The organism is Pseudomonas sp. R15(2017) (genome assembly GCF_002112685.1).
Classification (GTDB): domain Bacteria; phylum Pseudomonadota; class Gammaproteobacteria; order Pseudomonadales; family Pseudomonadaceae; genus Aquipseudomonas; species Aquipseudomonas glycinae.
This window is the reverse complement of sequence record NZ_NEII01000001.1, coordinates 248,714-273,703: the sequence shown is the minus strand read 5'-3', so window position 1 is coordinate 273,703 and position 24,990 is coordinate 248,714. Positions and strand designations below refer to the sequence as shown.

Annotated in this window: 20 protein-coding genes and 1 pseudogene; 8 read left to right on the top strand and 13 right to left on the bottom strand. The window is 57.4% G+C overall.

The window, feature by feature from the left end; translation table 11 throughout:
• The first annotated feature begins 3 nt into the window (after positions 1-3).
• From exbD to CAF77_RS01215, 7 genes are all read left to right on the top strand, one after another.
• Positions 4-432 carry a TonB system transport protein ExbD gene (gene exbD / locus CAF77_RS01245; RefSeq protein WP_064379836.1) on the top strand — a complete coding sequence of 143 codons (429 nt, stop codon included), beginning with the start codon at positions 4-6 and terminating at the stop codon, positions 430-432.
• Positions 429-1,175 (top strand): energy transducer TonB, encoded by a 747-nt coding sequence (locus tag CAF77_RS01240; RefSeq protein WP_064379833.1) that lies wholly within the window; start codon positions 429-431, stop codon positions 1,173-1,175. The genes exbD and CAF77_RS01240 overlap by 4 nt, the downstream gene beginning before the upstream one ends.
• A gap of 175 nt (positions 1,176-1,350) precedes the next feature.
• Complete coding sequence (locus tag CAF77_RS01235; RefSeq protein ID WP_064379831.1) at positions 1,351-2,280, top strand: hydrogen peroxide-inducible genes activator; 930 nt, start codon at positions 1,351-1,353, stop codon at positions 2,278-2,280.
• Between the two features lie 9 nt (positions 2,281-2,289).
• Positions 2,290-4,365 (top strand): ATP-dependent DNA helicase RecG, encoded by a 2,076-nt coding sequence (gene recG / locus CAF77_RS01230; protein ID WP_011336566.1) that lies wholly within the window; start codon positions 2,290-2,292, stop codon positions 4,363-4,365.
• 79 nt (positions 4,366-4,444) lie between these two features.
• Positions 4,445-5,845 (top strand): aminoacyl-tRNA deacylase and HDOD domain-containing protein, encoded by a 1,401-nt coding sequence (locus CAF77_RS01225; protein ID WP_039765182.1) that lies wholly within the window; start codon positions 4,445-4,447, stop codon positions 5,843-5,845.
• A 137-nt stretch (positions 5,846-5,982) separates the two neighbouring features.
• A complete protein-coding gene (locus tag CAF77_RS01220) occupies positions 5,983-6,240 on the top strand; it encodes a hypothetical protein (protein ID WP_039765180.1) in 258 nt (85 codons plus the stop codon).
• The gene (locus tag CAF77_RS01215; protein WP_064379830.1) at positions 6,237-6,998 is read left to right on the top strand and encodes a Fic family protein; all 762 of its coding nucleotides are present in this window, start codon (positions 6,237-6,239) and stop codon (positions 6,996-6,998) included. The genes CAF77_RS01220 and CAF77_RS01215 overlap by 4 nt, the downstream gene beginning before the upstream one ends.
• A 36-nt stretch (positions 6,999-7,034) precedes the next feature.
• On the opposite strand, the gene CAF77_RS01210 is transcribed toward CAF77_RS01215, so the two are convergent.
• Complete coding sequence (locus tag CAF77_RS01210; RefSeq protein WP_085653937.1) at positions 7,035-7,418, bottom strand: SCP2 sterol-binding domain-containing protein; 384 nt, start codon at positions 7,416-7,418, stop codon at positions 7,035-7,037.
• A 435-nt stretch (positions 7,419-7,853) separates the two neighbouring features.
• Between CAF77_RS01210 and CAF77_RS01205 the strand changes: the two are divergent.
• Positions 7,854-8,212 (top strand): annotated as a pseudogene (locus CAF77_RS01205) (DUF6124 family protein).
• A gap of 58 nt (positions 8,213-8,270) precedes the next feature.
• Here CAF77_RS01205 and CAF77_RS01200 read toward each other — a convergent pair.
• The 12 genes from CAF77_RS01200 to tssM all read right to left on the bottom strand — a co-directional run bounded on the left by CAF77_RS01200 (position 8,271) and on the right by tssM (position 24,988).
• Positions 8,271-8,705, bottom strand: a complete 435-nt coding sequence (locus tag CAF77_RS01200; protein WP_309295773.1) for a hypothetical protein — start codon at positions 8,703-8,705, stop codon at positions 8,271-8,273.
• Positions 8,706-8,718: 13 nt separating this feature from the next.
• The gene (locus CAF77_RS01195) at positions 8,719-9,318 is read right to left on the bottom strand and encodes a lysozyme inhibitor LprI family protein (protein ID WP_064379827.1); all 600 of its coding nucleotides are present in this window, start codon (positions 9,316-9,318) and stop codon (positions 8,719-8,721) included.
• A complete protein-coding gene (locus CAF77_RS01190; RefSeq protein ID WP_223290650.1) occupies positions 9,315-10,373 on the bottom strand; it encodes a M48 family metallopeptidase in 1,059 nt (352 codons plus the stop codon). Before CAF77_RS01190 ends, CAF77_RS01195 begins: the two co-directional genes overlap by 4 nt.
• Positions 10,374-10,434: 61 nt before the next feature.
• Positions 10,435-11,229 (bottom strand): hypothetical protein, encoded by a 795-nt coding sequence (locus CAF77_RS01185; RefSeq protein ID WP_223290649.1) that lies wholly within the window; start codon positions 11,227-11,229, stop codon positions 10,435-10,437.
• Positions 11,230-11,245: 16 nt separating this feature from the next.
• The gene (locus CAF77_RS01180; protein ID WP_170928907.1) at positions 11,246-12,634 is read right to left on the bottom strand and encodes a lysozyme inhibitor LprI family protein; all 1,389 of its coding nucleotides are present in this window, start codon (positions 12,632-12,634) and stop codon (positions 11,246-11,248) included.
• Positions 12,635-12,738: 104 nt separating this feature from the next.
• Positions 12,739-13,512, bottom strand: coding sequence for a hypothetical protein (locus CAF77_RS01175; RefSeq protein ID WP_064379824.1), 774 nt, complete (start codon positions 13,510-13,512; stop codon positions 12,739-12,741).
• The gene (locus tag CAF77_RS01170; protein WP_064379821.1) at positions 13,509-16,637 is read right to left on the bottom strand and encodes a glycoside hydrolase family 19 protein; all 3,129 of its coding nucleotides are present in this window, start codon (positions 16,635-16,637) and stop codon (positions 13,509-13,511) included. The genes CAF77_RS01175 and CAF77_RS01170 overlap by 4 nt, the downstream gene beginning before the upstream one ends.
• Positions 16,637-17,647, bottom strand: coding sequence for a hypothetical protein (locus CAF77_RS01165; RefSeq protein WP_064379819.1), 1,011 nt, complete (start codon positions 17,645-17,647; stop codon positions 16,637-16,639). Before CAF77_RS01165 ends, CAF77_RS01170 begins: the two co-directional genes overlap by 1 nt.
• Positions 17,648-17,657: 10 nt before the next feature.
• Positions 17,658-19,694: a type VI secretion system tip protein VgrG gene (locus CAF77_RS01160; protein WP_064379817.1), complete on the bottom strand. Its 2,037-nt coding sequence runs from the start codon at positions 19,692-19,694 to the stop codon at positions 17,658-17,660.
• A 28-nt stretch (positions 19,695-19,722) separates the two neighbouring features.
• Positions 19,723-20,724 (bottom strand): serine/threonine-protein kinase, encoded by a 1,002-nt coding sequence (locus CAF77_RS01155; protein ID WP_064379816.1) that lies wholly within the window; start codon positions 20,722-20,724, stop codon positions 19,723-19,725.
• Entirely contained in the window at positions 20,721-21,449 is a 729-nt protein-coding gene (locus CAF77_RS01150) for a PP2C family serine/threonine-protein phosphatase (protein ID WP_039765158.1), read from the bottom strand. Before CAF77_RS01150 ends, CAF77_RS01155 begins: the two co-directional genes overlap by 4 nt.
• The gene (tssM, locus tag CAF77_RS01145; RefSeq protein ID WP_064379815.1) at positions 21,449-24,988 is read right to left on the bottom strand and encodes a type VI secretion system membrane subunit TssM; all 3,540 of its coding nucleotides are present in this window, start codon (positions 24,986-24,988) and stop codon (positions 21,449-21,451) included. The genes CAF77_RS01150 and tssM overlap by 1 nt, the downstream gene beginning before the upstream one ends.
• Positions 24,989-24,990: the final 2 nt, after the last annotated feature.

Below are 24,990 nucleotides of genomic sequence, written 5' to 3'. Positions count from 1 at the left end.
GCCATGGGCCTGCATTTGAAAGAAGGCGCAGACGACGATCTGGCCGAGAACCACGAAATCAACGTCACGCCGTTCATCGACGTGATGCTGGTGCTGTTGATCATCTTCATGGTCGCCGCTCCGCTGGCCACCGTGGACATCAAGGTGGACCTTCCCGCCTCGACCGCCAAACCGGCGCCGCGGCCGGAGAAACCGGTGTTTCTCAGCGTGAAGGCAGACCAGCGCCTGTTCATTGGCGATGACGAAGTGAAAGCCGAAACCCTCGGCGCCGCACTCGACGCCAAGACCCAGGGCAAGAAAGACACGACGATCTTTTTCCAGGCCGACAAAGGCGTGGATTACGGCGATCTGATGAGCGTGATGGATAACCTGCGCGCCGCCGGTTACCTGAAGGTCGGTCTGGTCGGACTCGAGAGCGCAGTCAAGAAATGATCACGACGCGCCATAAGCTGACGCGTTACAGCGGTAGCCTGGCCGTGGTGCTGGGTGTTCACGCGCTGGCCATCGCGCTGGCGCTGAACTGGAACGTCCGCCCGCCCATCGAATTGCCGCCGCAGGCAATGATGGTCGAGCTGGCGCCGGTTCCGGCCCCGCCACCGCCCGCACCGCCGAAAGTCGTCACGCCACCGCAGCCACCGGCTCCGGTTGAGGAACTGCCGATCCCGAAACTGGCCGAAGCGCCGAAAGCCGAGATCGCGGTGCAGAAACCGAAGCCCAAGCCGAAACCCAAACCGCCGAAGCCGATCGAGAAGAAACTGCCCGATCCGCCGAAGGAGAAACCGTCCGAAGAGAAGCCGGCCGATACCCAGCCGACTCAGGCCCCGACGGAGAAATCCGCCCAGCCTGCACCGGGCCCGTCGCCTGCACAATTGGCCGCCAAGGCCAGCTGGCAAGGCACCCTGCTCGCGCATCTGGCCAAGTACAAGAAGTACCCGGCCAGCGCTCAGGCACGGGGCAAGGAAGGCTTGAACCGGTTGCGCTTCGTGGTCGATGGCGAAGGCAACGTGCTGTCGTTCGAACTGGTGGGCCGCTCCGGCAACGCCGATCTGGACCGGGCCACCCTGGACATGATCCGCCGCGCCCAACCGCTGCCCAAGCCACCGGCCGACATGTTGACCAATGGCTCGATCGAAATTGTTGCGCCGTTTGTTTACTCGCTGGAACGCCGCCGCTGATCTGCACTGGCAGAACACGGCTCGATCCCGCCCAAAAGGCACCGAAAGGTGCCTTTGTCATATCTGCAAACGGCAAACCGGCATTGCCCGGTGTCGCATTCATCACTCAGTCTGATAACGTGCGTCTATCGATTGCAGCCGGTATGCTTGGCCCGCATCTTCATGGACGCTTGCTATGACTCTCACAGAATTACGCTACATCGTTACCCTCGCCCAAGAGCAGCATTTCGGCCACGCGGCCGAGCGTTGCCACGTCAGCCAGCCGACCCTGTCGGTGGGCGTGAAAAAGCTTGAAGACGAACTCGGTGTGCTGATTTTCGAGCGCAGCAAAAGCGCCGTGCGTCTGACCCCGGTCGGTGAAGGCATCGTCGCCCAGGCGCAGAAAGTGCTGGAGCAGGCCCAGGGCATCCGCGAACTGGCGCAGGCCGGCAAGAACCAGTTGACCGCCCCGCTGAAAGTCGGCGCGATCTACACCGTCGGCCCGTACCTGTTTCCGCATCTGATTCCACAACTGCACCGGGTCGCCCCGCAGATGCCGTTGTACATCGAAGAAAACTTCACTCACGTGCTGCGCGACAAACTACGCAACGGCGAGCTGGACGCGATCATCATCGCCCTGCCGTTCAACGAAGCCGACGTGCTGACCCTGCCACTCTACGACGAGCCGTTCTACGTCCTGATGCCGGCCCAGCACCCGTGGACCCAGAAAGAATCCATCGACGCCGCCCTGCTCAACGACAAGAGCCTGCTGCTGCTCGGCGAGGGTCACTGCTTCCGCGATCAGGTGCTGGAGGCCTGCCCGACCCTGACCAAAGGCAACGACGGCGCCAAACACACCACGGTCGAATCCAGCTCGCTGGAAACCATTCGCCACATGGTCGCGTCCGGCCTGGGCATCTCGATCCTGCCGCTGTCGGCGGTGGACAGTCACCACTACGCCCCCGGCGTGATCGAAGTGCGCCCGCTGTCGGCACCGGTGCCGTTCCGCACCGTGGCCATCGCCTGGCGCGCGAGCTTCCCACGGCCGAAAGCCATCGAGATCCTCGCCGACTCCATTCGCCTGTGCTCGGTCGCCAAGCCTGCCGCGCCGGTCACGGCCGGTTAAGCCAGCGTCATGACGGAGCTGTCGCAGGTGTCGGTCACCGCACTCAAGGGTGTCGGTGAAGCCATGGCCGAGAAACTGGCCAAGGTCGGTCTGGAAAACCTCCAGGACGTGCTGTTCCACCTGCCACTGCGTTATCAGGATCGCACCCGCGTGGTGCCGATCGGCGCGTTGCGGCCGGGGCAGGACGCCGTGGTCGAAGGCACCGTCAGCGGCGCCGACGTGGTCATGGGCCGGCGCCGCAGCCTCGTCGTGCGCTTGCAGGACGGCACCGGCGGCCTGAGCCTGCGCTTCTACCACTTCAGCAACGCGCAAAAAGAAGGCCTCAAGCGCGGCACGCGGATTCGCTGCTACGGCGAAGCCCGGCCCGGCGCCTCGGGGCTGGAGATCTACCACCCGGAATACCGCGCCATCAACGGCGACGAACCGCCGCCGGTGGATGAAACCCTGACCCCGGTCTACCCGCTGACCGAAGGCCTGACCCAGGCGCGTCTGCGTCAGTTGTGCATGCAGACCCTGACCCTGCTCAAACCGGCCACCCTGCCCGACTGGCTGCCGACCGAACTGGCCCGCGACTATCAACTGGCGCCGCTGGCCGATGCGATCCGCTACCTGCACAACCCGCCCGCTGATGCCGACGTCGATGAACTCGCCCTCGGTCATCACTGGGCCCAGCATCGCCTGGCCTTCGAAGAACTGCTGACTCACCAGCTTTCGCAGCAACGCCTGCGCGAGAGCATGCGCTCCTTGCGTGCGCCAGCGATGCCGAAAGCCACCAAACTGCCGGCGAAATACCTGGCCAACCTCGGCTTCAACCCGACCGGCGCTCAGCAACGGGTCGGCAACGAAATCGCCTACGACCTCAGTCAGCACGAACCGATGCTGCGACTGATTCAGGGCGACGTCGGCGCGGGCAAAACCGTGGTCGCCGCCCTCGCCGCGCTGCAAGCGCTGGAGGCGGGTTATCAGGTCGCGTTGATGGCGCCGACCGAGATCCTCGCCGAGCAGCACTTCATCACCTTCAAGCGCTGGCTCGAACCGCTGGGCATCGACGTGGCGTGGCTGGCCGGCAAGCTCAAGGGCAAGAACCGCGTCGCCGCGCTGGAGCAGATCGCCAGCGGCACACCGATGGTGGTCGGCACCCACGCGCTGTTCCAGGATGAAGTGCAGTTCAAGAACCTCGCGCTGGTGATCATCGACGAACAGCACCGCTTCGGCGTGCAGCAACGTCTGGCGCTGCGGCAGAAAGGCGTCGGCGGGCGCATGTGCCCGCATCAACTGATCATGACCGCCACGCCGATTCCCCGGACGCTGGCGATGAGCGCCTACGCCGACCTCGACACCTCGATCCTCGACGAATTGCCGCCCGGCCGAACCCCGGTCAACACCGTGCTGGTCACCGACACGCGTCGCGTCGAAGTCATCGAGCGGGTGCGCAGCGCCTGCGCCGAAGGTCGTCAGGCCTATTGGGTGTGCACGCTGATCGAAGAGTCCGAAGAGCTGACCTGCCAGGCCGCCGAAACCACTTTCGAAGACCTGACCGCCGCCCTCGGCGAGTTGAAAGTCGGGCTGATCCACGGCCGCATGAAACCTGCCGAAAAAGCCGCCGTCATGGCCGAATTCAAGGCCGGCAACCTGCAACTGCTGGTCGCCACCACCGTGATCGAAGTCGGCGTCGACGTACCCAACGCCAGCCTGATGATCATCGAGAACCCTGAGCGTCTCGGCCTTGCGCAACTGCACCAGTTGCGCGGTCGCGTCGGCCGGGGCAGCGCGGTCAGCCATTGCGTGCTGCTCTACCATCCGCCGCTGTCACAGATCGGCCGCCAGCGCCTGGGCATCATGCGCGAGACCAACGACGGCTTCGTCATCGCCGAAAAAGACCTCGAACTGCGCGGCCCCGGCGAAATGCTCGGCACCCGCCAGACCGGCCTGCTGCAATTCAAGGTCGCCGACCTGATGCGCGACGCCGATCTGCTGCCCGCCGTGCGCGATGCCGCACAGGCCTTGCTCGAGCGCTGGCCCACCCACGTCAGCCCGTTGCTCGACCGCTGGCTGCGACACGGGCAGCAATACGGCCAAGTGTGAGCACCGTCGCAGTTTCTGACAGCTCGTTCCAACCAAGCTGGTTATACTCCTGCAATTGTTTCAAAAACGGATACAGACCATGACCGAAGCTGCTCTCGCCCCCGAATCACCGCACGCTCCGTCTGTTATTCGGCTGCTGCTCAACAAGCTGGGCGTCGCCTACGAAGAAGTGCTCGACCACCACGGCCTCAATGCCTCGCGCAAAGTGCAGGCGGTGTTGCTGGACGACGCGGTCGGTGCGCTGATGGTGCTGTTTCCACAGAGCCAGTTGCTGGATCTCAACCGCCTCGCCGAACTGACGGGCCGTCGCCTGACCGCCGTGTCCACCGAGCGCCTGGAAAAGATGCTCGGCAAACACAGCCTGAGCCTGCTGCCGGGCCTGCCGGCGCTGACCAGCTCGCCGTGCCTCTACGAAGAAGGCCTGCTGCGCGAGCCGAAGTTGCTGATCAACTCCGGCGAGCCGGGTCTGCTGCTGGAAATCGCCAGCGAAGACTTCAAGACCATGCTGACCAAGGCCAGCGCCGCCAACTTCGGCGAAGCCCTGAGCAGCATCCGCCCGAACCTCGACCGCCCGGACGATGACCGCGAGGAAATCACCCAGGCCGTGCAGGCGTTCACCGCGCGGCGCATCCAGCAGCGTCTGGAAGCGACCATCGAGATTCCGCCGCTGGCCGAAACCGCGCAAAAAATCATCAAGCTGCGCGTAGACCCGAACGCCACCATCGACGACATCACCGGCGTGGTCGAAACCGACCCGGCGCTGGCCGCGCAAGTGGTGAGCTGGGCGGCATCGCCGTACTACGCCTCGCCGGGCAAGATCCGTTCGGTGGAAGACGCGATCGTGCGCGTGCTGGGCTTCGATCTGGTGATCAACCTGGCGCTGGGCCTGGCCCTCGGCAAGACCCTGAGCCTGCCCAAGGATCACCCGCAGCACACCACGCCGTACTGGCAGCAGTCGATCTACACCGCCGCCGTCATCGAAGGCCTGACCCGCGCCATGCCGCGCGCCCAGCGCCCGGAATCCGGCCTGACCTACCTCGCCGGCCTGCTGCACAACTTCGGCTACCTGCTACTGGCCCACGTGTTCCCGCCGCACTTCTCGCTGATCTGTCGCCACCTGGAGGTCAACCCGCACCTGTGCCACAGCTATGTCGAGCAACACCTGCTGGGCATCAGCCGCGAACAGATCGGCTCCTGGCTGATGCGCTACTGGGACATGCCGGACGAACTGGCCACCGCCCTGCGCTTCCAGCACGACCCGAACTACGACGGCGCCTACGCCGAATACCCGAACCTCGTCTGCCTGGCCGTGCGCCTGCTGCGCAGCCGCGGGATCGGCTCCGGCCCGGATGAAGATATTCCGGATGCGCTGCTGGAGCGTGTTGGTTTGACTCGCGACAAGGCCAATGATGTGGTCAGCAAAGTGCTTGAGGCGGAAGTGTTGCTGCGGGAACTGGCTTCGCAGTTCAGCCAGGCTTAAAGCATTCTTCGGAACGTCAACCAGGGCCTGTCTTGATTGCAGATAGGGCCCTGGCTCCACAGATTTCGGCCACTTTGCCAGCAACGACAGCAAACAAGCGCCCTGCTATGATTTGACGGCATTCAGAGGAATTTCCGATGACCCAAACAGATGCTGTCAGCGTTGCAAGCGAAGTGCGCAAGCTTGCCAAAGACAACAAGGTTACAGCCAGTCGTGACGGCATGAGTCGTATGGCCGTGGGGATTACCCGCTTGTCTGGCGATGTCGTCGAGCTGGATGGCATCGAACAGTTGCTCGTCAATCTCAAGCGAAAAGGCGTTCTGAGCAAATCTGAAATCCTGGCGCTCCAAGGGCGCTATCTTCAGGAAAGGCGTGCACAGAAACGTAGCGCATGACTTTTGATCCATTCGGCGACTTCGAAACGGCTGGATATCTTCAAAACTCGCTGCAACTGAAAGATCCCGTCGAAGTAAAAGAGTCAGAGCATCTTTCGTTCGAATTGAGTATCGAAGAGGCGCTTGCCTATCTGGCCAAGAAAAAGCCAATCGATTACCAGACTGTACTCAAGGTTCACGAGATCCTGTTCTCAGGCTTCTATCACTGGGCAGGAAAAGACCGGAACGAGCTCGTCCCCCATCTGGCGGTCTTCAAGGGCTCTTTCGACGACCCTCGCAGCACAGTCTTCGAGCGCCCGGACTCCATCAAAATGTCTGTCGACTATGCACTCAAGCTCGCATCAGACAAAAAACGCTTCAGAGACCATCCCGGTGGAGTGATGGGCCAACTGGCTTTCGCACACCCCTTCCTGGACGGCAATGGACGCGCGATTCTATTGGTCTTCATGGAACTCTGTTATCGAGCCGGGTTCGCCATCGACTGGTCAAGAACAAACAAAGACGACTACTTGCGGGCCCTCAGCGACGAGATCCGAGAGCCGCGCGAAAGGCATCTCGATAACTACCTCAACCCGTTCGTAGTCGATATATCCAGTCGTGACGAATGGCCAGAGACCATTAGTGGCATCCGAGGCTTGGATGGCCTGGACAAGGAAGACATCACTTACGAAAACCTGGACAACCCGCAAGTCCAGCAGATCTACAAGACATACCGGGCCCAGCCCCTGGACGCCGAGCCTCCCGAGCCCGAAAGCTGAAGAGGCAGGCCCGTCCCGACAAGCTGCCTGAAAGCCCTATGACTTCGGCTTGGCCTTCCGCGGCTTCAAATACTTCATCAACCCCTGAAACCACATCACCAGCGCCGGATTCCCCTTGAGCTGGATCGACTTGTCCTGAATCCCCTGCATGAATGCCAACTGCTTGTTCTTGGCCTGCATCGTGGCAAACCCGAACGCCGCGTCTTTAAAGGCAATCGCAAACGCCGGCTCCGCCACCACCCCGGACTTGCTGGTAATGCGCTGGCCTTTCACCACGAAATGCCGCGCCACCTTCCCGTCCAGAGTCTGCAGCTGAAACACCAGATCCTTGTCACCCAACTGCTGCTGGAACGCAGGATTTGTCCGACTGGCCTTACCCATCAACAGACCCAGCATCCACAGTAGAAAACGAAATTTCATGCGCACAGCCTCAAAAGGAAAATGAACGGCTGGGGGAGTGTAAGGGATTCGGACGGTTTCGCCACTATCTTGGACTGATAGAAGACGATGCAGCGCTTTTCCTGCCAGATGACTACCAAGTCACGATTTCCAGACCTCGAACCTGATCGTTCCCACGCTCTGCGTGGGAATGCATCCCGTGACGCTCCGCGTCACACCATCCCCCCGTCCTACACCTGAAGAAACACATTCCTGTAGGAGCCGCCGAAGGCTGTGGTTTCTTGTTCCTCTACCTCGCAAATCCTTGGGAAATGTCCTTCAAACTGCGGTGCTGTCCATGAACTAGGCAGGCTGGACCATCGTCGATAGCCTCTGTGTGTCACCGCAAAATCGGTGACCGGATGTGCAAGTCCGAAAACCGGAGCAAATCTTTCCAACTCAAAAGGATTTACACCGATGATCGACCCAACCTTCACTGACGAAGAAGTTTCCCCTTACGAATTCCCAGACTCGAAGAACTCCACGAAGCCGCCGAACGCGCCCTCGACCACCATTTCAAACCCAGCGCCCCACGCCCAAAACGCCTGGGTGGCCTGTTCGCCCTCTGCCCCAACGCCGACGCCGAAGCCCTCATGGCCAACGCCTCCGAAGACCTGCTCTCCATCAGCGCCTTCGCCGCCAACCTGGCCGACGACCTCGACGGCCCCCGCCGCTCGATGGCACTGGGCCTGAGCAGAATGGCGGACGGCGTGCGGTTGATGGTGGAAGGCACGCTCGATCACATTGAGTTTCGGGAGTATCAGGCCAAGCCGTAGCTGAATCGCGGGCGGAAAAAAGGGGACGATGAGTCCCCTTTTCCAACTGACCAATTCCTCACCACTGACAGCCCGTCTCCGATGAGAAATCCATACTGAAATCGTGTTCGAAGGAGTACTTCTTCCCGGTTTTGTAGTTCGTATAAGTCATGCCATAGACCCGGGCACCCTGACTCACCATTTCATACTCACCCGTCAGCGCGCCCTCCGATACCTCAACCCAAGTCGTAGTGAACTGATACGGACGATCCTCTGCCAGAATTTCTTGCTCGGTATTCCGATACACCAGAGAAATGGCCTTCTTTGACTTGCTGTACCTGACAGCCGCTCCGCTCCATTTGGAGAAGGAGTCGTAATAAGTTCTGAGTTCGAAATTGATGCTTTTGGCGCTTTCTTGCGAACGGAAGCAATAAATCTCCGTCGAGACCTCACTGTGCGCCGCCATAGGAAAGAGAACAAACAGTGCAGCAGATAAAACTCGCAGTGACTTCAATCTGATCATTCCTTCAACGATTCAGAGGCAACTGAAAACGCATTCGCACTGCGCAGTTAGCGATGTCCTCCCGGAACACGCGCTCACTCATTTCACAGTGCCCATCGACGTATTGCCGCCACAACGGATCATCGAAGTTGTCACCCCCCAATCGCTCCATCGAAGCCACCAGACCTTTTTCTCGATCCTGCCCCGCCATGGCCGATGCAGCTTTATAAAAACCGTCCAGGGGTAACCCAGTCTGCAGAGCAACCAATTCCCCCAACCGGGCATTGGTTGTTTGCACCAGGCACCCAAGCTTTTCGATGGGCGCCTCTGCACCGGGCAAGGCCGACTGATAAATATCCTCGCAATACGCCTCTTTGAAGCTCACCCACTTCTTTTGCACGTCAGTCAGTTGCTTCTTGTCGGCGGGCGCCAGACTGACCAGCGCTTTCTTGTATTGCTCATTCAACACTGCGTCGACTTTCTTGAAAGTCTGCTGACCGCAAATGACCAAATCGGGATTGGAAAAGCTGTCGGGATTGCAGGTTTCCTGGGCATGCGCAGGAACCAGCAAAGCAGTCAAAGAAACACCTGCGATCAGCCCAAAGAACGCCTTGAGTTTGATCATGATCCGGATACTCCGGCACTGCGCTCAGCAACCCGAGCGGGAATCTTCGAAGCCTTTCCCGCGTCCGACATACGCGATGCATATTGTTTGTACGCCGGCACCGCCCGCTCTTTATTGTTCATGGCCCAATAGCTATCTGCGAGATTCAGGTAAGCCACCGTCCGTTCCGGGTTGTGGGCAATCACCGCATTCAGCAACTGGACAGACTCCGTGTAGTAACCTGCCTCGCCCAGCAGAAAACCGACGTCGTTGGACCAACCAGGCTGCTGCGAGAAGAAGTACTTTCCGACGATATAACTTTCCGGAGAGCACGCGCCATGCGCATCATTTCCCATCAACATATTACCCATCACCTCCTTGAACGAGCTGCTGTCGCCCTTTCGATAGGCTGCCAGCGCTTTATCCAGCAGGTCAGCCGAACCAACTGTCATCAGTTTTTTATAACCGCCCTGAGGGCTGCCAACGTTTGCAGCCCGCAACTTTTTAAGCGCTTCGAGGCCGTTGAATGAAGCCAAAGTGGTTGGGCCAAGCGTCTCAATCGGCAGCTCCGCGATGCTCACAAGCGAGCGATCGCAGGAGTCGTTATTGACCACTTTCAGCAAACTTTTCAGCTCGAACTGCTTTGAGCCTTTATTGAAGGTGAACAAAAGATTGAAGTTATAAACAGCGTTGTCTTCTTCGTTGGTCACCAGCGCAATGTAGTCCCCCGCCTCAACGAACCGCTGCTTGACCAGAACCTCTTCCTCTTGTGGATCCACAACCGTCATGGCTCCAGGCCGGCCGTTGAAAACCCGCACGCTAAAACTATCCAGAAGATCAGACGAGTACTGACTCTTCGTAAGAGGCAAAGCCTTGGACGTATCGAGCAATATATCCTCATTGCGCCCTTGAACCGGCGCGATCAACAACCGGTTGGATGCCTCGTCCGCGCCTCCCGCCAGAACGAACACGTTTTGCCGTGATCCATCACCCAGCAGGCTTGCCGGGATTTCCTTGAGGACTTGGGGTGCAGCGAGCGCGTGTGGTGTGAAAGCCACGGACGTGGCAATGGCCAAGAGGCCACCGAGTAGAATTGAACATCCTTTCACGCTGTAACTCCGTTCGGTCTTCGCAGGCTTACTCAAAAGCCATGCTGCGCACCGCTGTTTTGATTTGTTCAAAGCCTTCGGCGCTGATCGCCAATGAGGTGGATGAACCCGACTCCGCCGAACCGATCAGCACCTGTTCGTTATGCATCAAGCAGAAGGTGATACGACTGAACTGACGTGGATTCTTGCCGTGGTAACCAATGACGAATCCTGATGAACTCGCGCTCTGCAGGGATTCGAAAGTGAAGGATTGCGGATCACCGGCCAACAACGTCGGTTCCCAACCATGATCGGTCAGGGTCGCCGGGCATTTAAGGTCGTTACTTTCTCGCACTAGTTGCAACTCAATCGCGTCATCAAGCGGCGGCTTCTGAGTGGTGAGCGCGGAAAGGTTGTTGGCACTTTCACACATGACACCGAACCAGGGCTGGCTCAGCTTTGCGGGCTTTTCGAAATTCCACTCATAACCAGTCGAGGTCTGAGCCTGCGATAAACGCGGGGCGTTAGTGGTTTCAGGCAGTTGTTTGGCCGCAATGAATACCAGATCAGGCGTATTGAACTGCAACCATTGATCTTTCGAGAGCGTCATTGAGAACCGGCAAGGTGTCATGTCGACCGCAGCTTCGGCTGGGCCTTGCGCGATCTGCGACTGACCCGACGCATTGCCCACCGAGACAACACTTGCGGCGGCATGACTGGCCTGCGCGAACGCAGCAACGCTGATCAGCAATACCCGCAGAAATCGAGGCCTCACGAAACCCGGTATCGACAAGTCAGGCACAGTTCCACCCACTTGGAATTTAACGGCAAAGAATCGCGACACATCCGCGCTCCGAGTTTCAAATGCAATGGCTCGCCTTGATCGGCTCTGGAACTTGCGACTTCAATCGCGCCACACTGTCGACGCCCGACCGATAACCTTTGTCAGCCGCCATTTGATAACAGGCTAACGCCCGGGACATATCTTTCGTTCCCAACTCGCCCCCCTCAAGGGTAGATGCCAGATAAAACATCGCTTCCTTTGAGCCCATGGTAATCGCCCGAATGACCTGCTCTTCTGCCTGCTTGGGATGAAGGCAAGGACCGTTATAGTCGGTGGAGTTTCCTGAACAAAGAAACGTGGCGTAGCCCAACGCACCACTCGGTATTTTCGAAGCCGCTTTGAACAACGCTTCAACCTTGCTGGTTTCCAACTGAGACGCCATCTGCGAAAGACTCAAGCTCGCCGCTGACAGGCTCGCCTCTGGATCACCCGACTCAGCCGCACAGACATAATTTTCCAGGGACGCTTCTAACAATTCCGCAGTCAGACGGTATTGCTCGAGCGAACCCAGCCCTCCCAAAGCCTCGGCACGTTGATCACAGAAGTTCTCGGCACGGCTCATTGCAGGGTTACGTGTTGCGACAAGATCCTTCTCGCTGATCGACCAGTCTTCAACGCCTTCAAGCACCCAGCACGCCTGACGAGAGAAGTTGAAGATTTTTACATTGCTGTTGCCCGCCCGTTTATCGACCACATCGACGTGACTGTCATCGACCTCTTCAATCTCGACTCCAGGTGTCTTGCCGGGTGTGATGGCGGCCATCAGCGGATAGGTGAAGGAAGCTCCGCTGACGCCCGAGGTCGAAGGCTCAAAGGTACTACGGTCCTTGCCTGCAACCGGCTTCAACAAAAGCAACTTGACCGTCATCGCAGTGAGACGACGCTGTGATTCACTGCTGGCGGAAAACGCTGTCAGGAAAGCAGGGAATTCCTCCGAAGGACAAGCGCCGTTGGCCGGCGTCGTCGAAGTGCTCTTGTCGGATGCAAGAACAGGGACGATCTTGTCCAGGTACGCCGAGCGCTCGCGACTCATTCTTGTGATGCACGAGTTGACCGCGAACACATGCGCCGGCATCCCCGTCTCGATCTCGAATGCCTCCAATGGACAATTCGCATCGCGCAATTTCAGCCACGCGCGTTGCGACTCTTTAACCTTCGCCGCGTACTCTGCGCCCAATGCCGGATCTGCTCGATAGTCAGACTCAAGCCGCGCCATCAATTGCTTATAGCTGACGTTCAGCTGCGTATCGGCAGCCTTCATTGCCGATTCGGAACAGGGCACCATTTCCAGACTCGAAGTAACCTGAGTGCAGCCATCCTGCGCATACACCGCCGAAGCCGGCAGCAAAAACCCGCCGATAAACGCAAAAAAAAAACGCTTCACTGTGTTTAATCCTTGATTCATTCAGGTCATCACGCTTCGCGCTTTGCAAAACGGATTGCTTGGCGGCGGTCATTTCCCTCGCCATTCAAACCCTAATTTTTTGCCCTGTTCATAGTCCCGTGATATCAGCATCCATCCGCATCACCACATAAGATCCATCCGCGAATTTCTTTACCTTTTGGTGTTTTGAACATAACCGAGAGCCAGCCAGCCTCAACAGCTTCCTGCTGGACCTTGTCCCCAGCGATCAGATACATACGAGTGACATCGTCAAAAACCGGAGAACTATAAATTTTGGCTTTTTTGTTTATCGTCAGCTGAACAGGAATACCGTCATTCCATTTAGAAAAAGCCGTGGTAGCAAGTTTATTACTGACAGATAATTGATCCTTGTAAGGAAACACGTACAAAAACCCCTTATAGTCATCCGTCAATATATCCCCACCCTCACCAAAATACTTGGAAATCCGCTCATCCCTTGAGTAACCATCATCGCTCTTTTTGTAAACATGCACACTGTAGTACTCGCCAGAGTACTTAACTCCGGTATCAGAATGTATTCCCACACTGTGAATTACAAATAGTTCACTTTCAGAGCCGCCTTTTACATCAGCAAAAAAAGCCGCACGGACTTGTCCTGTATCTGCCAAATACGGTAACTGCCCGACCAATGTCTTAGCCCTACTCGCACAATCAATATAGTTAACATCTATACCCATTTGACTGTTTGATCCGTCACTACTCGCCTCACCCTCTATGGGAACCAGATCAAAAACAATCGCACCGTCTTTTGTTGAGATCGAATGGTAAGCTTGACTCTCAGGGACATCGCAAGCAAATGAAGCTACCGAATACAGACAAAATGAAATTAGAAATCCCGACTTAAACAAAGCTCTCATAACGAACAGCCTCCAAATCCAGCCTTAAATTTTTCAGCAATCTCTTTCGTGTACTTCTCTCGTTTATCAAGCTCTTTCAGCCCAGAGTTGATAACCCTAGTTACAGACTTAATCTTGGCATCTATATCAGATGAGCTAGCATCCGCAAGCGCACCGATACCTTTCGACTTCCAAAACCACAGACCAGACTCTATTGCGACTTTCATATTGTCTTGTGCCAGGTTTGGATTAGCATCGATATTCACACCTATCGCCACAGCGCATTCACGATAGTTAGCATAGTGAGTCAAATGAAGAAGACCTCTACCCCTGTAGTCGTTATGAGGGTACTGATTGCTACCAAAGCTATGTTTACCGTACGCTGGATCGTTTTCAATCAAATGCTGATCTATATACTCAAGTTTTTCCTCTCTGGTTAGTGACATTCCCAGCCTTGCAAAACCATCATTAATAGCGGTCGGTGCCATTCTATAGAGTTTTTCGGCAGTATAACTACGGCGAGTATAATTTAGACTCTCTCTGAAAGCAGAAAATTGAAAAGTTTCGTGCTTACCCTGCCCCATTATATGGAAAACCTGAGAACAGGTATTCACACCATACTTGGGGAAAAGCTCGTTCGCCACCGTAACAAATTCACTGATAAATGTATCCGCTACAGAGGATGGACAAATGCTTCGCATCAATGCATTAGTTAACGCGATATTACTGCCACACTTCTTGCACATATTGGTGCCCGACGAAGGCATCATATTTCCGATCATAGCAATTGGATGAAAATGCCATACATTTCCATCGCCCACGCCTTTAGACTGCGTAACCGGATCATCCCAAAATATTAAGCTATCTATCCGTTCTTTCTCGTGCTTTAAAACAGACGGATTCCCCTCGAGCAACGTATCTAGCCGTGCCCACTTGGCAGAATCAGACTTAGACCTCCACTCTGTTGGGTGATATGCAATAAGCTTTGACCAGTGGTTTCTAAACTCTACATTCTTAAGCGCAATTGGAAAATCTTCGGGAGTGACTTTTTGATCCTTATTACCAAACTTATCCAAATCCTTATATAAGGCTTGAAAAAAATCCGGCATATCTCCGGGATCCAGAAAACCATCGGAATTTGAATTCGACTCCTTAACAACACGAAAACCTAGTTTTTCCCAATCGTGTTGACTGAGGAGCTTTGCGCCTTCTTTTTTGAGCAAGCCGGTTTTGCTTTCTGCGTTATCAATTATAGTTATTTCATACCATTCTTCAGTGTCCTTATATAGAACGGCCTTTCCAAGCTCTACAAAGCTTTCATTAGAAATCGTCACCACTCCGGTTTGCGGTGGCTTGCTTCTTAAGTTCGTATTCGCTGGCAAATGTAGGTATTGTTTCCCCTGTTTCACATTTGCTTTATTTTTTAGAAAATCCTCAATTTTAGGATCAGCCGAGAAAATCTCCACGTGAACTTGATAACTTCTCGAAACTCCACCATCTGGACCTGCCAATGTTTCATTTAAACCAAGAAAACCAATTGTGTCGCCTGCCTTAATTGCCGTATCCATCGGCACAATCTTATCAAACTCAGTCGGAACCAAGCCTTGCAATTGAACATAAGGTTTTTCAACACAAGCCCAAAAAGTGGCGGGCACAGGAGTGGAGTGGCTTTTCAAACCGGTTGCAGCGCCGGAAGCACTCGGTACAAAGGAGCATTCCGCCATTTTGAAAAACTTAGAGCCAATCTTCAGGCTAAAAACTTTCCCGCTATCAAATTCTATTATGCTATTTGTACAAAGAACTAGGTCTGCGTTCTGTCCTAGACTATTTACCTGTCTAATTGCAGCCCCAGCTAAAGCACCGTGACTTTGCGTTGAGGGAGCCGCTCGCAAAGTAAGCCCCGTTCCGGAAACTACAGCTCTGACTTTGCCCTTCCAATAGTCTGGTTTCTTTCGCTCTGGTGCAGTTATTGCGCTCCAGCTCGGGCTTCCATCACCTCTTGGATAGGCGATGCCGTTTTGCTTATAGGCGAACCAAAAATCTTGCCCTGGAGTGCGCCCTCCAACAGTACCTTTAATCAGCTTACCCTTGGCGTGGACGTGATCAGAATGTTCTTCTAGTATTTCAATTTCAGTTCCAGCAGAAATTGAACCATATTCGACGCAGCCGCTTGCACCAAGAATATCGCTTCGCGCTTTAAACCCACTTGCGATCATTTTTATTTTTGGAGCACCTGGTTGCTCTGGGTCATCCGCATACCTGTCATATGGTAGCAGATGCATATACAGGCTATAAAATACGAGCTCATTCTCAGTGTTAGGCGTCACTTCCTTATTCGGAGGTGACTTATAGTCATGCCTAACAAGACAAAATGAATTTGAGTATTTCAATACTTCTGTAGAATTTGATGCCTCAAATGCAGTCGCTAGATAATCTTCATTCAAACGGTAGGCTACGACGACACCGTCTCCAATACAACGAATAGGCTCGTCTCGCATACATTGCGGGGCAATCCTATGTGATATATGAATTCCGCCATGCCAAAAACCATGATTACCTAATAAAAAATTTCCCGAAGTCTCACCCTCAAGGGCCTTAAAAACCTCTTCAGAATCTTTGAACTGTGTTCCATCAGCCTTTCTAAATGGAAATTGAAAATTCATTATAGGAGCAGCGGCTGGCGCAGTCGGCGCTGTGGGAGTCGGCGCAGGGGTAGACGCAGGTTGGGAACCTGTCTTAAAAATCTCCTTAACTCGTAAGAACTTTATCGGCATTCGCCAATAATTTGAACCGTTCCCAAATTTAGCGGAAGCAGGACCAGTAGAATTTTGTGAACCGAAAAAGTTTCCACTTCTGTTTTCGACATCGATATCTTCGACAAATCCCGTATGGGTTGGCCAAAGCGCGATGTCCCCTGGCAACACATCTTTCCACTCAATAACATCGTAATTGTCGACGTTCGTTTTGAGCAAAGCAGTATTATTGTACGGAACGTTATAGCCAGCCGCCTTTAGCATTTCCCACACTAAAGTTGAGCAATCAATCTCTTTTTTGCCGTCGCCATCAGTATCTTTTCCCTTGCCGCCACCATAAACATAATCGCCTTTGGTATAGAGCGGTCGCTGCTCAAGAACTCCAGTAGTCATCAGTTAGCTTCCTGCTTCAAGCAATTTGAGGATTCAGTTTTTACATTCTTGGCAATCAATCTCGCTGCATTTTCCTTGGATAACTCAAAACCTTGAGCAGCCGCAGCTTGGAAACACGCCAGTGCACGATTGATGTTTTTAGTACCGAGGGTCCCCCTTTCATATGAGAGTCCCAATTGATTCAACGCTTCCATAGAGCCCAGTTTTGAACCTGCCTCAAGGGCGTTCAAAGACTTTTGGGGATCTGCGCAGGGACGGACTTGGTCATAACGGCCTTCGTCGCAATAGAAGTTCGCTAGTGCCAGATTTGCTGCTCCAGAAGTGCTGGCCGCGCTGAGCAAAAGCTCAAGAATCCTTGCGTCATCCAAGCGCGGCGCTTGACCTGATAGGCTCAGCAAGACTGCCTGATACCCCGCTTCTATGGAGCCCTTATCTGCGCCGTTCATATAGCTATCAAGTGCAGAAATATAAAGCTGACTTGATGCTGGAAACTCTGCTTCCATCGCCAAATCAGCATAGTTTTTCCCTCTCATCAAGCTGCGCTCCCCAGGAGGGAGACTTGATGCATCAACCTGAGAGTCCAACACGGTTTCTAGCGACCAGTTTTCAAGGCTACTCAAAGACCAGCAATCGGCTTTTTGGAATGTAAGGATTTTCAGCAACTCTCCTGCCCGATCACGTACGAAGATCTTATTCGGAGGTTGAACCTTTACCTCCAAACTCGACATTTCGACTACTTCGGGAGAGACCGCGCTCAGCTCGCCCCCCCCTAGTACCTCAATTTCTCGCTCAACCACTTTAGGTTGACTACCCTCGGCAACAACCTCCAAAAAGTGGATAGGAGAAGCGGTAAACGCGCGTTGCACCTCTGGCTTCGCCAAAAACTCTTTCACAAAACCATGAAAATTATCAGAAGGGCACTGAATGGCGAATACGTCTGAACTCAGGCCCAATACCAGCAACACGATCCATCTCAAGCCGAATTTCCCGGCGTTCTTTTTAATTTTCATAACTAACTCATCACTCAGAAAACACAAAAAAAGCCTTCGGCTTAACCTTCTCAGGCGGCGCATTCAACAACGCCTGATCCATCAAACTCCCCGCCTTATCCTTATCCGCCGCCCCCGGCAGCACCGGCGGTTTGATCCCGATCCCGGTGCCACTCCCCGCCGACCCGCCAGCATTAATCTTCACCACCGGCCCAACCACCGTCACACCACCGCCATCGAGCTTGATGAAACTGCCGCCGCCGAGAATCGTCAGCTCAGTCCCCGCCTCAATGACAATCTTGTCCCCAGCCTTGATGTGAATCTCTTTCCCGACACTGGTCAGTTGCGCCGTCCCGAGCTTCACATGCTGGCTCTCACCAATAGTGAGGTGGTCATCCATCCGCGCTTCAATCTTGCGGTCGCTGATGGTGGTGCGGTGCTCTTCAGCCTTGAGTTCGGTGTAGGTGTTCTTCACCACCGTGTCGTGACGTTCATTGCCGACCCGAATCTTCTGGTCGTGTTCGACGTTTTCATCCCAGTCGCGCTGGGCGTGGATGAAGATTTGTTCGGCGCCTTTTTTGTCTTCGATGCGCAGTTCGTTATAACCACCGCCGCCCGGGGAGCTGAGGGTTTTGAAGACGCTGCGGGTTTTGTTCGCCGGCAAGGCGTACGGCACCGGGTTTTCCTTGTGGTACAGGCAGCCGGTGACGAGGGGCTGGTCGGGGTCGCCTTCGAGGAAGGTGACGAGGACTTCCATGCCGATGCGCGGGATGCTGATGGCGCCGTAGCGGTCGCCGGCCCAGGAGCTGGAGACGCGCAGCCAGCAGCTGGTCTTGTCGTCGGCCAGGCCTTCGCGGTCCCAGTGGAATTGCACTTTGATGCGGCCGTATTGGTCGCAGTGGATTTCTTCGCCTTTCGGGCCGGTGACCATGGCGGTCTGGCTGCCGAGCACGCGGGGTTTCGGGTGTTCGAGGGCCGGGCGGTAGAACACGTCCCACGGGGTGGCGAGGAAGCGGTTGCGATAGCCCTGGTGGAAGTCATCCTTGTTGTCGGTGGTGTCGCTGGTCACCGATTCTTCGAGGACTTGCGGCTGTTTGCCTTCGTGGAAGATTTCGGTGAGCAGCCACAGGTCGTTCCACTCGCTGCGCGGGTGGTCGGACATTTCCATGAAGTGGCCGCTGACGAGTCTGGTCTGGTCACCGCGACCTTCGGCCTGGCGGTAGTCGGCGCGGTGGCGTTCGAGGGCGCGCTGGCTGAGGAACTTGCCGCGCGCGCGGTCGATGAAACGGCCGGGGTAGTCGTAGTCTTCCAGATCCGGTTCAGTGCTCTCGCCATCAGGTCTGTACGCAGCCTCCATTTGCAGGCGCGGTTTCTCGAAATCGTAGTCGCGGCGGGTGGTGCGGCTGGTGCGGGTTTCCAGGCGCAGCTTGAAGCCTTTGATCACCGGTTCTTCGGCGACCATGCCGCTGCCCTGCACATACGCGGTCGGTTGGCCGAGGTTGGGGAACACGGTCTGGTCGTCACCGAACACCAGCAGGTGACCTTTCTTGCTGTGCTGGAAGTGGTAGTGAATGCCTTCTTCTTCGCACAGACGCTGGACGAAATGCAGGTCGGTTTCGTCGTACTGCACGCAGTAGTCGCGATCCGGGCACGGCTGGCTGAGCTGGAAGCTGTAGGCGTTGCCCTTGATGCCGTGCTCGTCGAGGATCAGCGCGATGATTTTCGGCGCCGACATCTGCTGGTAGATGCGCTGGTTGGTGCGGTGATGCAGGTATTGCAGCTGCGGCACCAGCGAAACCTTGTAGCGGGTCAGGCGCTTGCCGGCATCGCCCTGGGCGACGCGGTAGATCTGGCCGTGGATGCCAGAGCCCTGCGGATCGAGGGCGAGGAATGCCTGTTTGTGCAGAAGCTTTTCCAGGTCCAGATCCGGGTTTTCGCTGACCAGTTCCAGGTCGAAACGGAACGGCTGGCTGATGCCTTCGGTGCCGGTGAACGACAGGACTTGCAGGTCGCCCACGTAGTCTTCAACGGTCAGGCTGAAGTGCGTTTCGTTAGCTGGGTTGAACATAAAGTGCTCCCTGTTCGAATGTCATCCGTTACGCCCGCAGTCGCAAACGCTGCAGCCAGGACGAAGTGGCGCCCAAGGCGTCACGCAATTGGTCGGCAGTGATGGTGCGCTCTGCCGCGTCAAAGGCCAGCGCGGTGCGCAGTGCGGGCCAGCAGTGTGTCGGCAGATTTGCCGGGGCTTGCAGTTCACGATCCAGGTGTTCGTCACGGGCCTGGGTCGAGGGCAAGCGGCGGAACGGGTGTTTGCCGCCCGCCAGTTCATAGATCACGCAGGCCACGCCGTACAGGTCCGCGCTGGCCGACAGCGGTTGGCCCTCAAGCAGTTCGGGGGCGGCGTAGCCCGGGGTCCAGGCGTTGAAGCGCTCGCGGCTCAGGTGCGGCAGGCCGGGCAGGATGCCCTCCTCGGCTTGCCCGAGACCGAAGTCAAAGAGGCGCACGCCGTCTTCGCTGAGCATGACGTTGCTCGGTTTCATGTCACCGTGCAGCACGCCGCGACGGTGGGCGTAGGCCAGCGCGTCGAGCAGCGGCAGCGCGATGTCGCGCAGTTCTTTCCACGGCAGGCCCAGTGGCCGCTCGCAGAGCAGTTTGTCCAGGGTCAGGCCACGCATGAGTTCCATGGTGATGAAGGCCCGCTGGCAATCGGTGTCCACTTCGAACGTGTGCGGTCGCAGCACGTTGTCGTGGCGCAGGCGTCGGGTCAGGGCGAACTCGCTGTAGAGCAAGGCACTGGCGTCCGGCGACTCGGCAAATTCTTCGCTGAGGATTTTCAGCGCAATGTAAGGATCGGGATCGCCGAACTGTTCGTGCAGCAGATCCCGGGCCCGGTAAACCGCACCCATGCCGCCGGCCCCGAGCAGGCGCTCGAGGTGGTAGCGGCCTGCCAGAACATCCGGCAGTTCGCCGACGCTGGCCTTGGTCGGCGCCAGCGCGGGTTCGGCGTTGTGCTGCTTTGCGAAAGCAAAATAGGTCAGGTTGTTGGCCTGCTCTTCGCTCATCAGCAAGTCGTCGACTGAGGATTCGATTTCAGTCATTGGCGGATCACCACGGCCGTCAGATTGTCGCGGGCGGCGCCACGCAGGGCGCCGTCGAACAGACGTTCCAGCGCCACATGCGGCGCCGCCAGGCTGAGGGCGTTGCCGAGGGCATCGCTGCTCAGGCCTTGATACAAACCATCGCTGCACAGCAGGAACACATCGCCCGGATACACCTCAAGCTCCAGCACATCCAGGGTCAGTTGTTCCGCCGCTCCGACCGCCCGGGTCAAGGCCTGGGCCGCCGGGTGCGCCGCTGCCTGTTCGACGCTCATCTGTTGCTCGTCGATCAGTTGTTGCTGCAGCGAGTGATCCTTCGACAGCTGATATAACCGCTGCCCGCGCCACATGTAGCAACGGCTGTCGCCGGCCCAGATGCAGGCCGCACGGTTGCCTTCCACCAGCAGCGCCACGACGGTGCTGCCCATGATGCTGTCGTGGCGCCCGGCGGTGACGGTCAACTCCTGCCCCAGGCGCCGGTTCAGCCAGTGCAGGCACTGGCGGATGGCTTTGAGGCGTTCGTCGAAGTCCTCGTGTTGCGGCAGTTCAGCCAGGCTGGCGACGATCAACTGGCTGGCGATGTCGCCCCCCTGATGACCGCCCATGCCGTCCGCGACCACCCACAGCCCATGCTGCGGGGTGTCGAGGAAGGCATCTTCGTTGCGCGACCGCACCTTGCCCGGGTCGGTTCGCGCCGCGCTGCGCCAGGGACTGGCCACCAGCATCAGAGCTGCACCGGCATACGGAAGGTGCGCAGCACGCCCATGTCGAACGGGTTCGGCGTGCGCTGGCTGGTCAGCAGGTAGTTGGCGCGCAGGCCACCCACGTCGGCTTTCAGCACCAGCACGTCGCGACCGGTCAGGTACTCGGTCTGCATCAGGTCGAACAGACGGAACAGCGACCACGGGCCGGAGTTCTTCTCGATGCCGATCGGGCGCCCGGCCATCTTGTCCATGACCAGGCTGGTGCGACCGTCTTCAGCATCGGTCGGCCACTTGAAGCTCATGGGCAGGATCGGACCGTGGCGGTACTCCATGGTCTTGTCGCCGAACTTGAACTCGGAACGGCTGACCGCCGGATCGAGGGTGTACGGCTCAAGTTTGAACTGCACGGTCGGTTCGGCCGGGTTGATCGAGAAGAAGCTCTGGCGAATGTTCAGGGCCGCCGCCATCTGGTCGAGGAACACCTTCGACACCGGCAGGCTGCGACCGTCGATGCTGCGCATCCGGTAGTTGCCCGGATCACCGCTGACGAACGGACGCATGTAGCTGTCGAAGAAGCGGTCGATGGTGCCTTGAGCCCGGAAGAACTCGCGGAAATCGCTGATCGCCACATCGCTGGTGCTCGAGGCGCTGAACGGGTAACGCTTGTTGATCGTCTTGCCATACACGCTGTACAGCTCGTTCTGATAACGGCCGTTCAGGTACTGGTAGGCATCGTTGAGCACCAGGCGCCACGAGTCTTCGGCCAGCACGTTGAACCACACGCTCAGCGGACGCGGCAGACGACCGGACGCATTGCGCAGGTTGGTCAGCGCATCACGCTGGCCGCTCATGCGGGTCTTGGCCAGTTCGAACGCGGCCTGCTCCGGCGTGCTGGAACGGGCAAGGCCCGCCAGTTGCAGTTGCAGGTCGTTGAGCGCGGTGAAGGCCGGGGTCAGGTCAGCGGCCGGGCCGTTGTTGTCGTCGAGCAACTTGTGCAACGGCTCGAAGCGACGTTGCAGCGACTTTTTGGCGGTGTCCGGCAGGTTCTTCGCCACGTTCAAGGCCGAGGCCTTGTCCGCTGCCGCCGCGGCGAGTTTGCCGACCTTGCCCAGTTTGCCTTTCTGTCCGGCCAGCGCATCAGCCGCGTCACCCGCCTCGTCCACCGGATCGGCAGCGGCCGGGAAACGGGTGTTCTCACGCACTTCGGTCAGCAGCGCCAGCACCGGCGAGTTGGCCGAGGTCAGGCCCGCCAGTTGCTCGGCTCCTTCACCGGCATCGCTGATCGGCGGCAGCGCCACCTGGCCAACGGCTTCGCTCCAGTAATTGGCGTAGTCGCGGAAGTACAGTTGCTCCAGCTCGACCATCAGGCGACGCAAGTCCATGTCGCTGATGCCCGCGCCTTCGCCCAGCACCCAGTTGTCGCGCAGGATGTCGGTCACCAGCGACGCGCCTTGGACCGAGAAATACTGCTGATAACCGGTCTGGGTGTAGAAGCCCGGAATCACGTATTCAGTGCCGATGAACAGCGAGCCCTGCGGCCCGAGGTGCTGGCTGAAACGGTAGTCCGGCAGGTTGCGCGCCTGCTCGCGGAGCATGCGGTAAACCACGGTCGCCAGCGATTCGCTGCGCAGCACCTGACGCGCCTGAGTCACCAGCTGCTCGTTGAGCGGATAGATAAACGGCTGCTGCAACAGACGCTCAAGGTGCGTGTTCAGACCGTTCTGCACTGCGGTGTTGCCGGTGTAGCGCTGCGACCAGTCAGCCGCGATCCAGTCCTTGAGCCATGCCGCGTCACGACGATCCTTCATGTTCAGCATCAGGTACGCGCGCAAGCTGTTGATCAGCTTTTCGCGGTCCTTCATGTTGGCGCGGATCTGGCCTTCAAGCATCGTCGCGACGCGTGGCAGCAGTTGCTTTTCAAGCTCGCGCTCGTAAGCCTCCTTGACCACCGGATTGACGTCCTGGCCCTGATACAGCCCCATCCGTTCGTGGTACGCCGCGTCGCCTTTTTTCGGGAACACCTGGGTGGCAGCGTAGCTGGTGTCGAGGGTTTTCAGTGCGCCCATGGCGTCATCGCGCGGCGACAGTGCCGTACGCTGCTGAGTCCAGTTCTGCGCCAGATTGCGCAGGTTTTCCAGGCGCTCGTAGTTGGCCGAGAAACCACCGGCCCAGAGCATGCCGAACAGCACCAGCGCACCCAGTGCGCCGACGTACAACGCACGCTGGCCCCAGTGGATGCGGCTGCGTTCGCGCTTGTCCAGACCGGCCAGATCGGCCTCGGGGAAAATCACCCGGCTAAGCAAGTGATGGATGAAACGCGAACGACCGCTGCGCAGGGTCGGCAACACGCCGGCGCTCATGCCCAGACTCGCGCCGATGCCGGCGGTGGTCGAATCCATTTCCTGAGTCAGGTGCGGTGCGCTGGTCAGGTAGAAACCACGCAGTTGCGTCGCACGCTGGTAGCGGTTGCCGGTGAACGCCATGTCGACCAGCAGGCACAGACGCTCGCCGATCTGGCCCATCTGGTGCGGGAAGTCGAGGATGCGGCCACGGCGCTGGGTGTCGCGCTCGGAGTGCATGCGCATGATCACCTGGCTGTTGAGGCGACGCAGCAGCTCTTCGAACTCGTTGCGCAGTACCGTCACGTCGGTGCCGACCTGATCCTTGCGGAAACTGGTACCCAGCACCTGATCGCTTTCTTCGCGGGTCAGTTGATCGAAGAACTCGTCGAAGCCCAGCAGCTTGTCGGCCTTGCTCAGCACCAGATACACCGGCACATCGACGTGCAGCTTCTGATAGACGTCTTGCAGACGCGCACGCACCTGACGGGCCAGGGTTTCGATGTCCTGTTCGCTGCCACCGGTCAGGGTTTCCACCGGAATGGTCACCAGCACGCCGTTCAGCGGACGACCGCGACGACGCTTGCGCAGCAGCTCCAGCAGGGTGGTCCAGGCGCTGCCGTCGACTTCCGCATCCGGCTGGGTCAGGTAGCGGCCGGCGGTGTCGATCAGTACACCGTGATCGGCGAAGTACCAGTCGCAATGACGGGTGCCGTGGGTGTCACGGGTCAGCTTGCGGTCAATCTTGTTGATCGGGAATTCCAGCCCGGAGAAGTCCAGCAGGCTGGTCTTGCCGCTGGCCTGCGGGCCGATCAGCAAGTACCACGGCAAGTCATTGCGCCAGCGCTCGCTGCGGCCGCGATACAGGCTCGAAGTCTTGAGGGTTTTCAGGGCGTCCTTGAAACGCTCCTTCAACTCTTTCTGCTCTTCGTCGATCAACTCTTCGCGGCGGATACGGTCCTGGCCGTCTTCGGTTTCTTCGACGGCTTTCTTGCGGATCCCGGCGCGCCAGCTGACGAAGACCATGGTCAGGCCCCAGATCAGGAACAGCACGCTGATGGTCAGCAGACGCGAGGTCGCGCTTTCCCAGAACTTGTAGTCATCCACTGCCAACAACGGGCCGACGAACCACACCAGCAGCGCCACGAACAGCACCAGCAGCAAGGTCCAGACCCAGGTCTGGCGCAGGAAGGCGCCGACTTTCTTGAAAAACTTTTTCATCA

Coding starts and splice junctions, on each gene's coding strand:
- CAF77_RS01220 (WP_039765180.1), top strand. CDS start 5,983: ATGACCCAAACAGATGCTGTCAGCGTTGCAAGCGAAGTGCGCAAGCTT.
- CAF77_RS01180 (WP_170928907.1), bottom strand. CDS start 12,634: ATGAATCAAGGATTAAACACAGTGAAGCGTTTTTTTTTTGCGTTTATC.
- CAF77_RS01215 (WP_064379830.1), top strand. CDS start 6,237: ATGACTTTTGATCCATTCGGCGACTTCGAAACGGCTGGATATCTTCAA.
- CAF77_RS01225 (WP_039765182.1), top strand. CDS start 4,445: ATGACCGAAGCTGCTCTCGCCCCCGAATCACCGCACGCTCCGTCTGTT.
- CAF77_RS01175 (WP_064379824.1), bottom strand. CDS start 13,512: ATGAGAGCTTTGTTTAAGTCGGGATTTCTAATTTCATTTTGTCTGTAT.
- CAF77_RS01165 (WP_064379819.1), bottom strand. CDS start 17,647: ATGAAAATTAAAAAGAACGCCGGGAAATTCGGCTTGAGATGGATCGTG.
- CAF77_RS01170 (WP_064379821.1), bottom strand. CDS start 16,637: ATGACTACTGGAGTTCTTGAGCAGCGACCGCTCTATACCAAAGGCGAT.
- CAF77_RS01160 (WP_064379817.1), bottom strand. CDS start 19,694: ATGTTCAACCCAGCTAACGAAACGCACTTCAGCCTGACCGTTGAAGAC.
- CAF77_RS01240 (WP_064379833.1), top strand. CDS start 429: ATGATCACGACGCGCCATAAGCTGACGCGTTACAGCGGTAGCCTGGCC.
- CAF77_RS01150 (WP_039765158.1), bottom strand. CDS start 21,449: ATGCTGGTGGCCAGTCCCTGGCGCAGCGCGGCGCGAACCGACCCGGGC.
- CAF77_RS01195 (WP_064379827.1), bottom strand. CDS start 9,318: ATGATCAAACTCAAGGCGTTCTTTGGGCTGATCGCAGGTGTTTCTTTG.
- exbD (WP_064379836.1), top strand. CDS start 4: ATGGGCCTGCATTTGAAAGAAGGCGCAGACGACGATCTGGCCGAGAAC.
- tssM (WP_064379815.1), bottom strand. CDS start 24,988: ATGAAAAAGTTTTTCAAGAAAGTCGGCGCCTTCCTGCGCCAGACCTGG.
- CAF77_RS01155 (WP_064379816.1), bottom strand. CDS start 20,724: ATGACTGAAATCGAATCCTCAGTCGACGACTTGCTGATGAGCGAAGAG.
- recG (WP_011336566.1), top strand. CDS start 2,290: ATGACGGAGCTGTCGCAGGTGTCGGTCACCGCACTCAAGGGTGTCGGT.
- CAF77_RS01235 (WP_064379831.1), top strand. CDS start 1,351: ATGACTCTCACAGAATTACGCTACATCGTTACCCTCGCCCAAGAGCAG.
- CAF77_RS01210 (WP_085653937.1), bottom strand. CDS start 7,418: ATGAAATTTCGTTTTCTACTGTGGATGCTGGGTCTGTTGATGGGTAAG.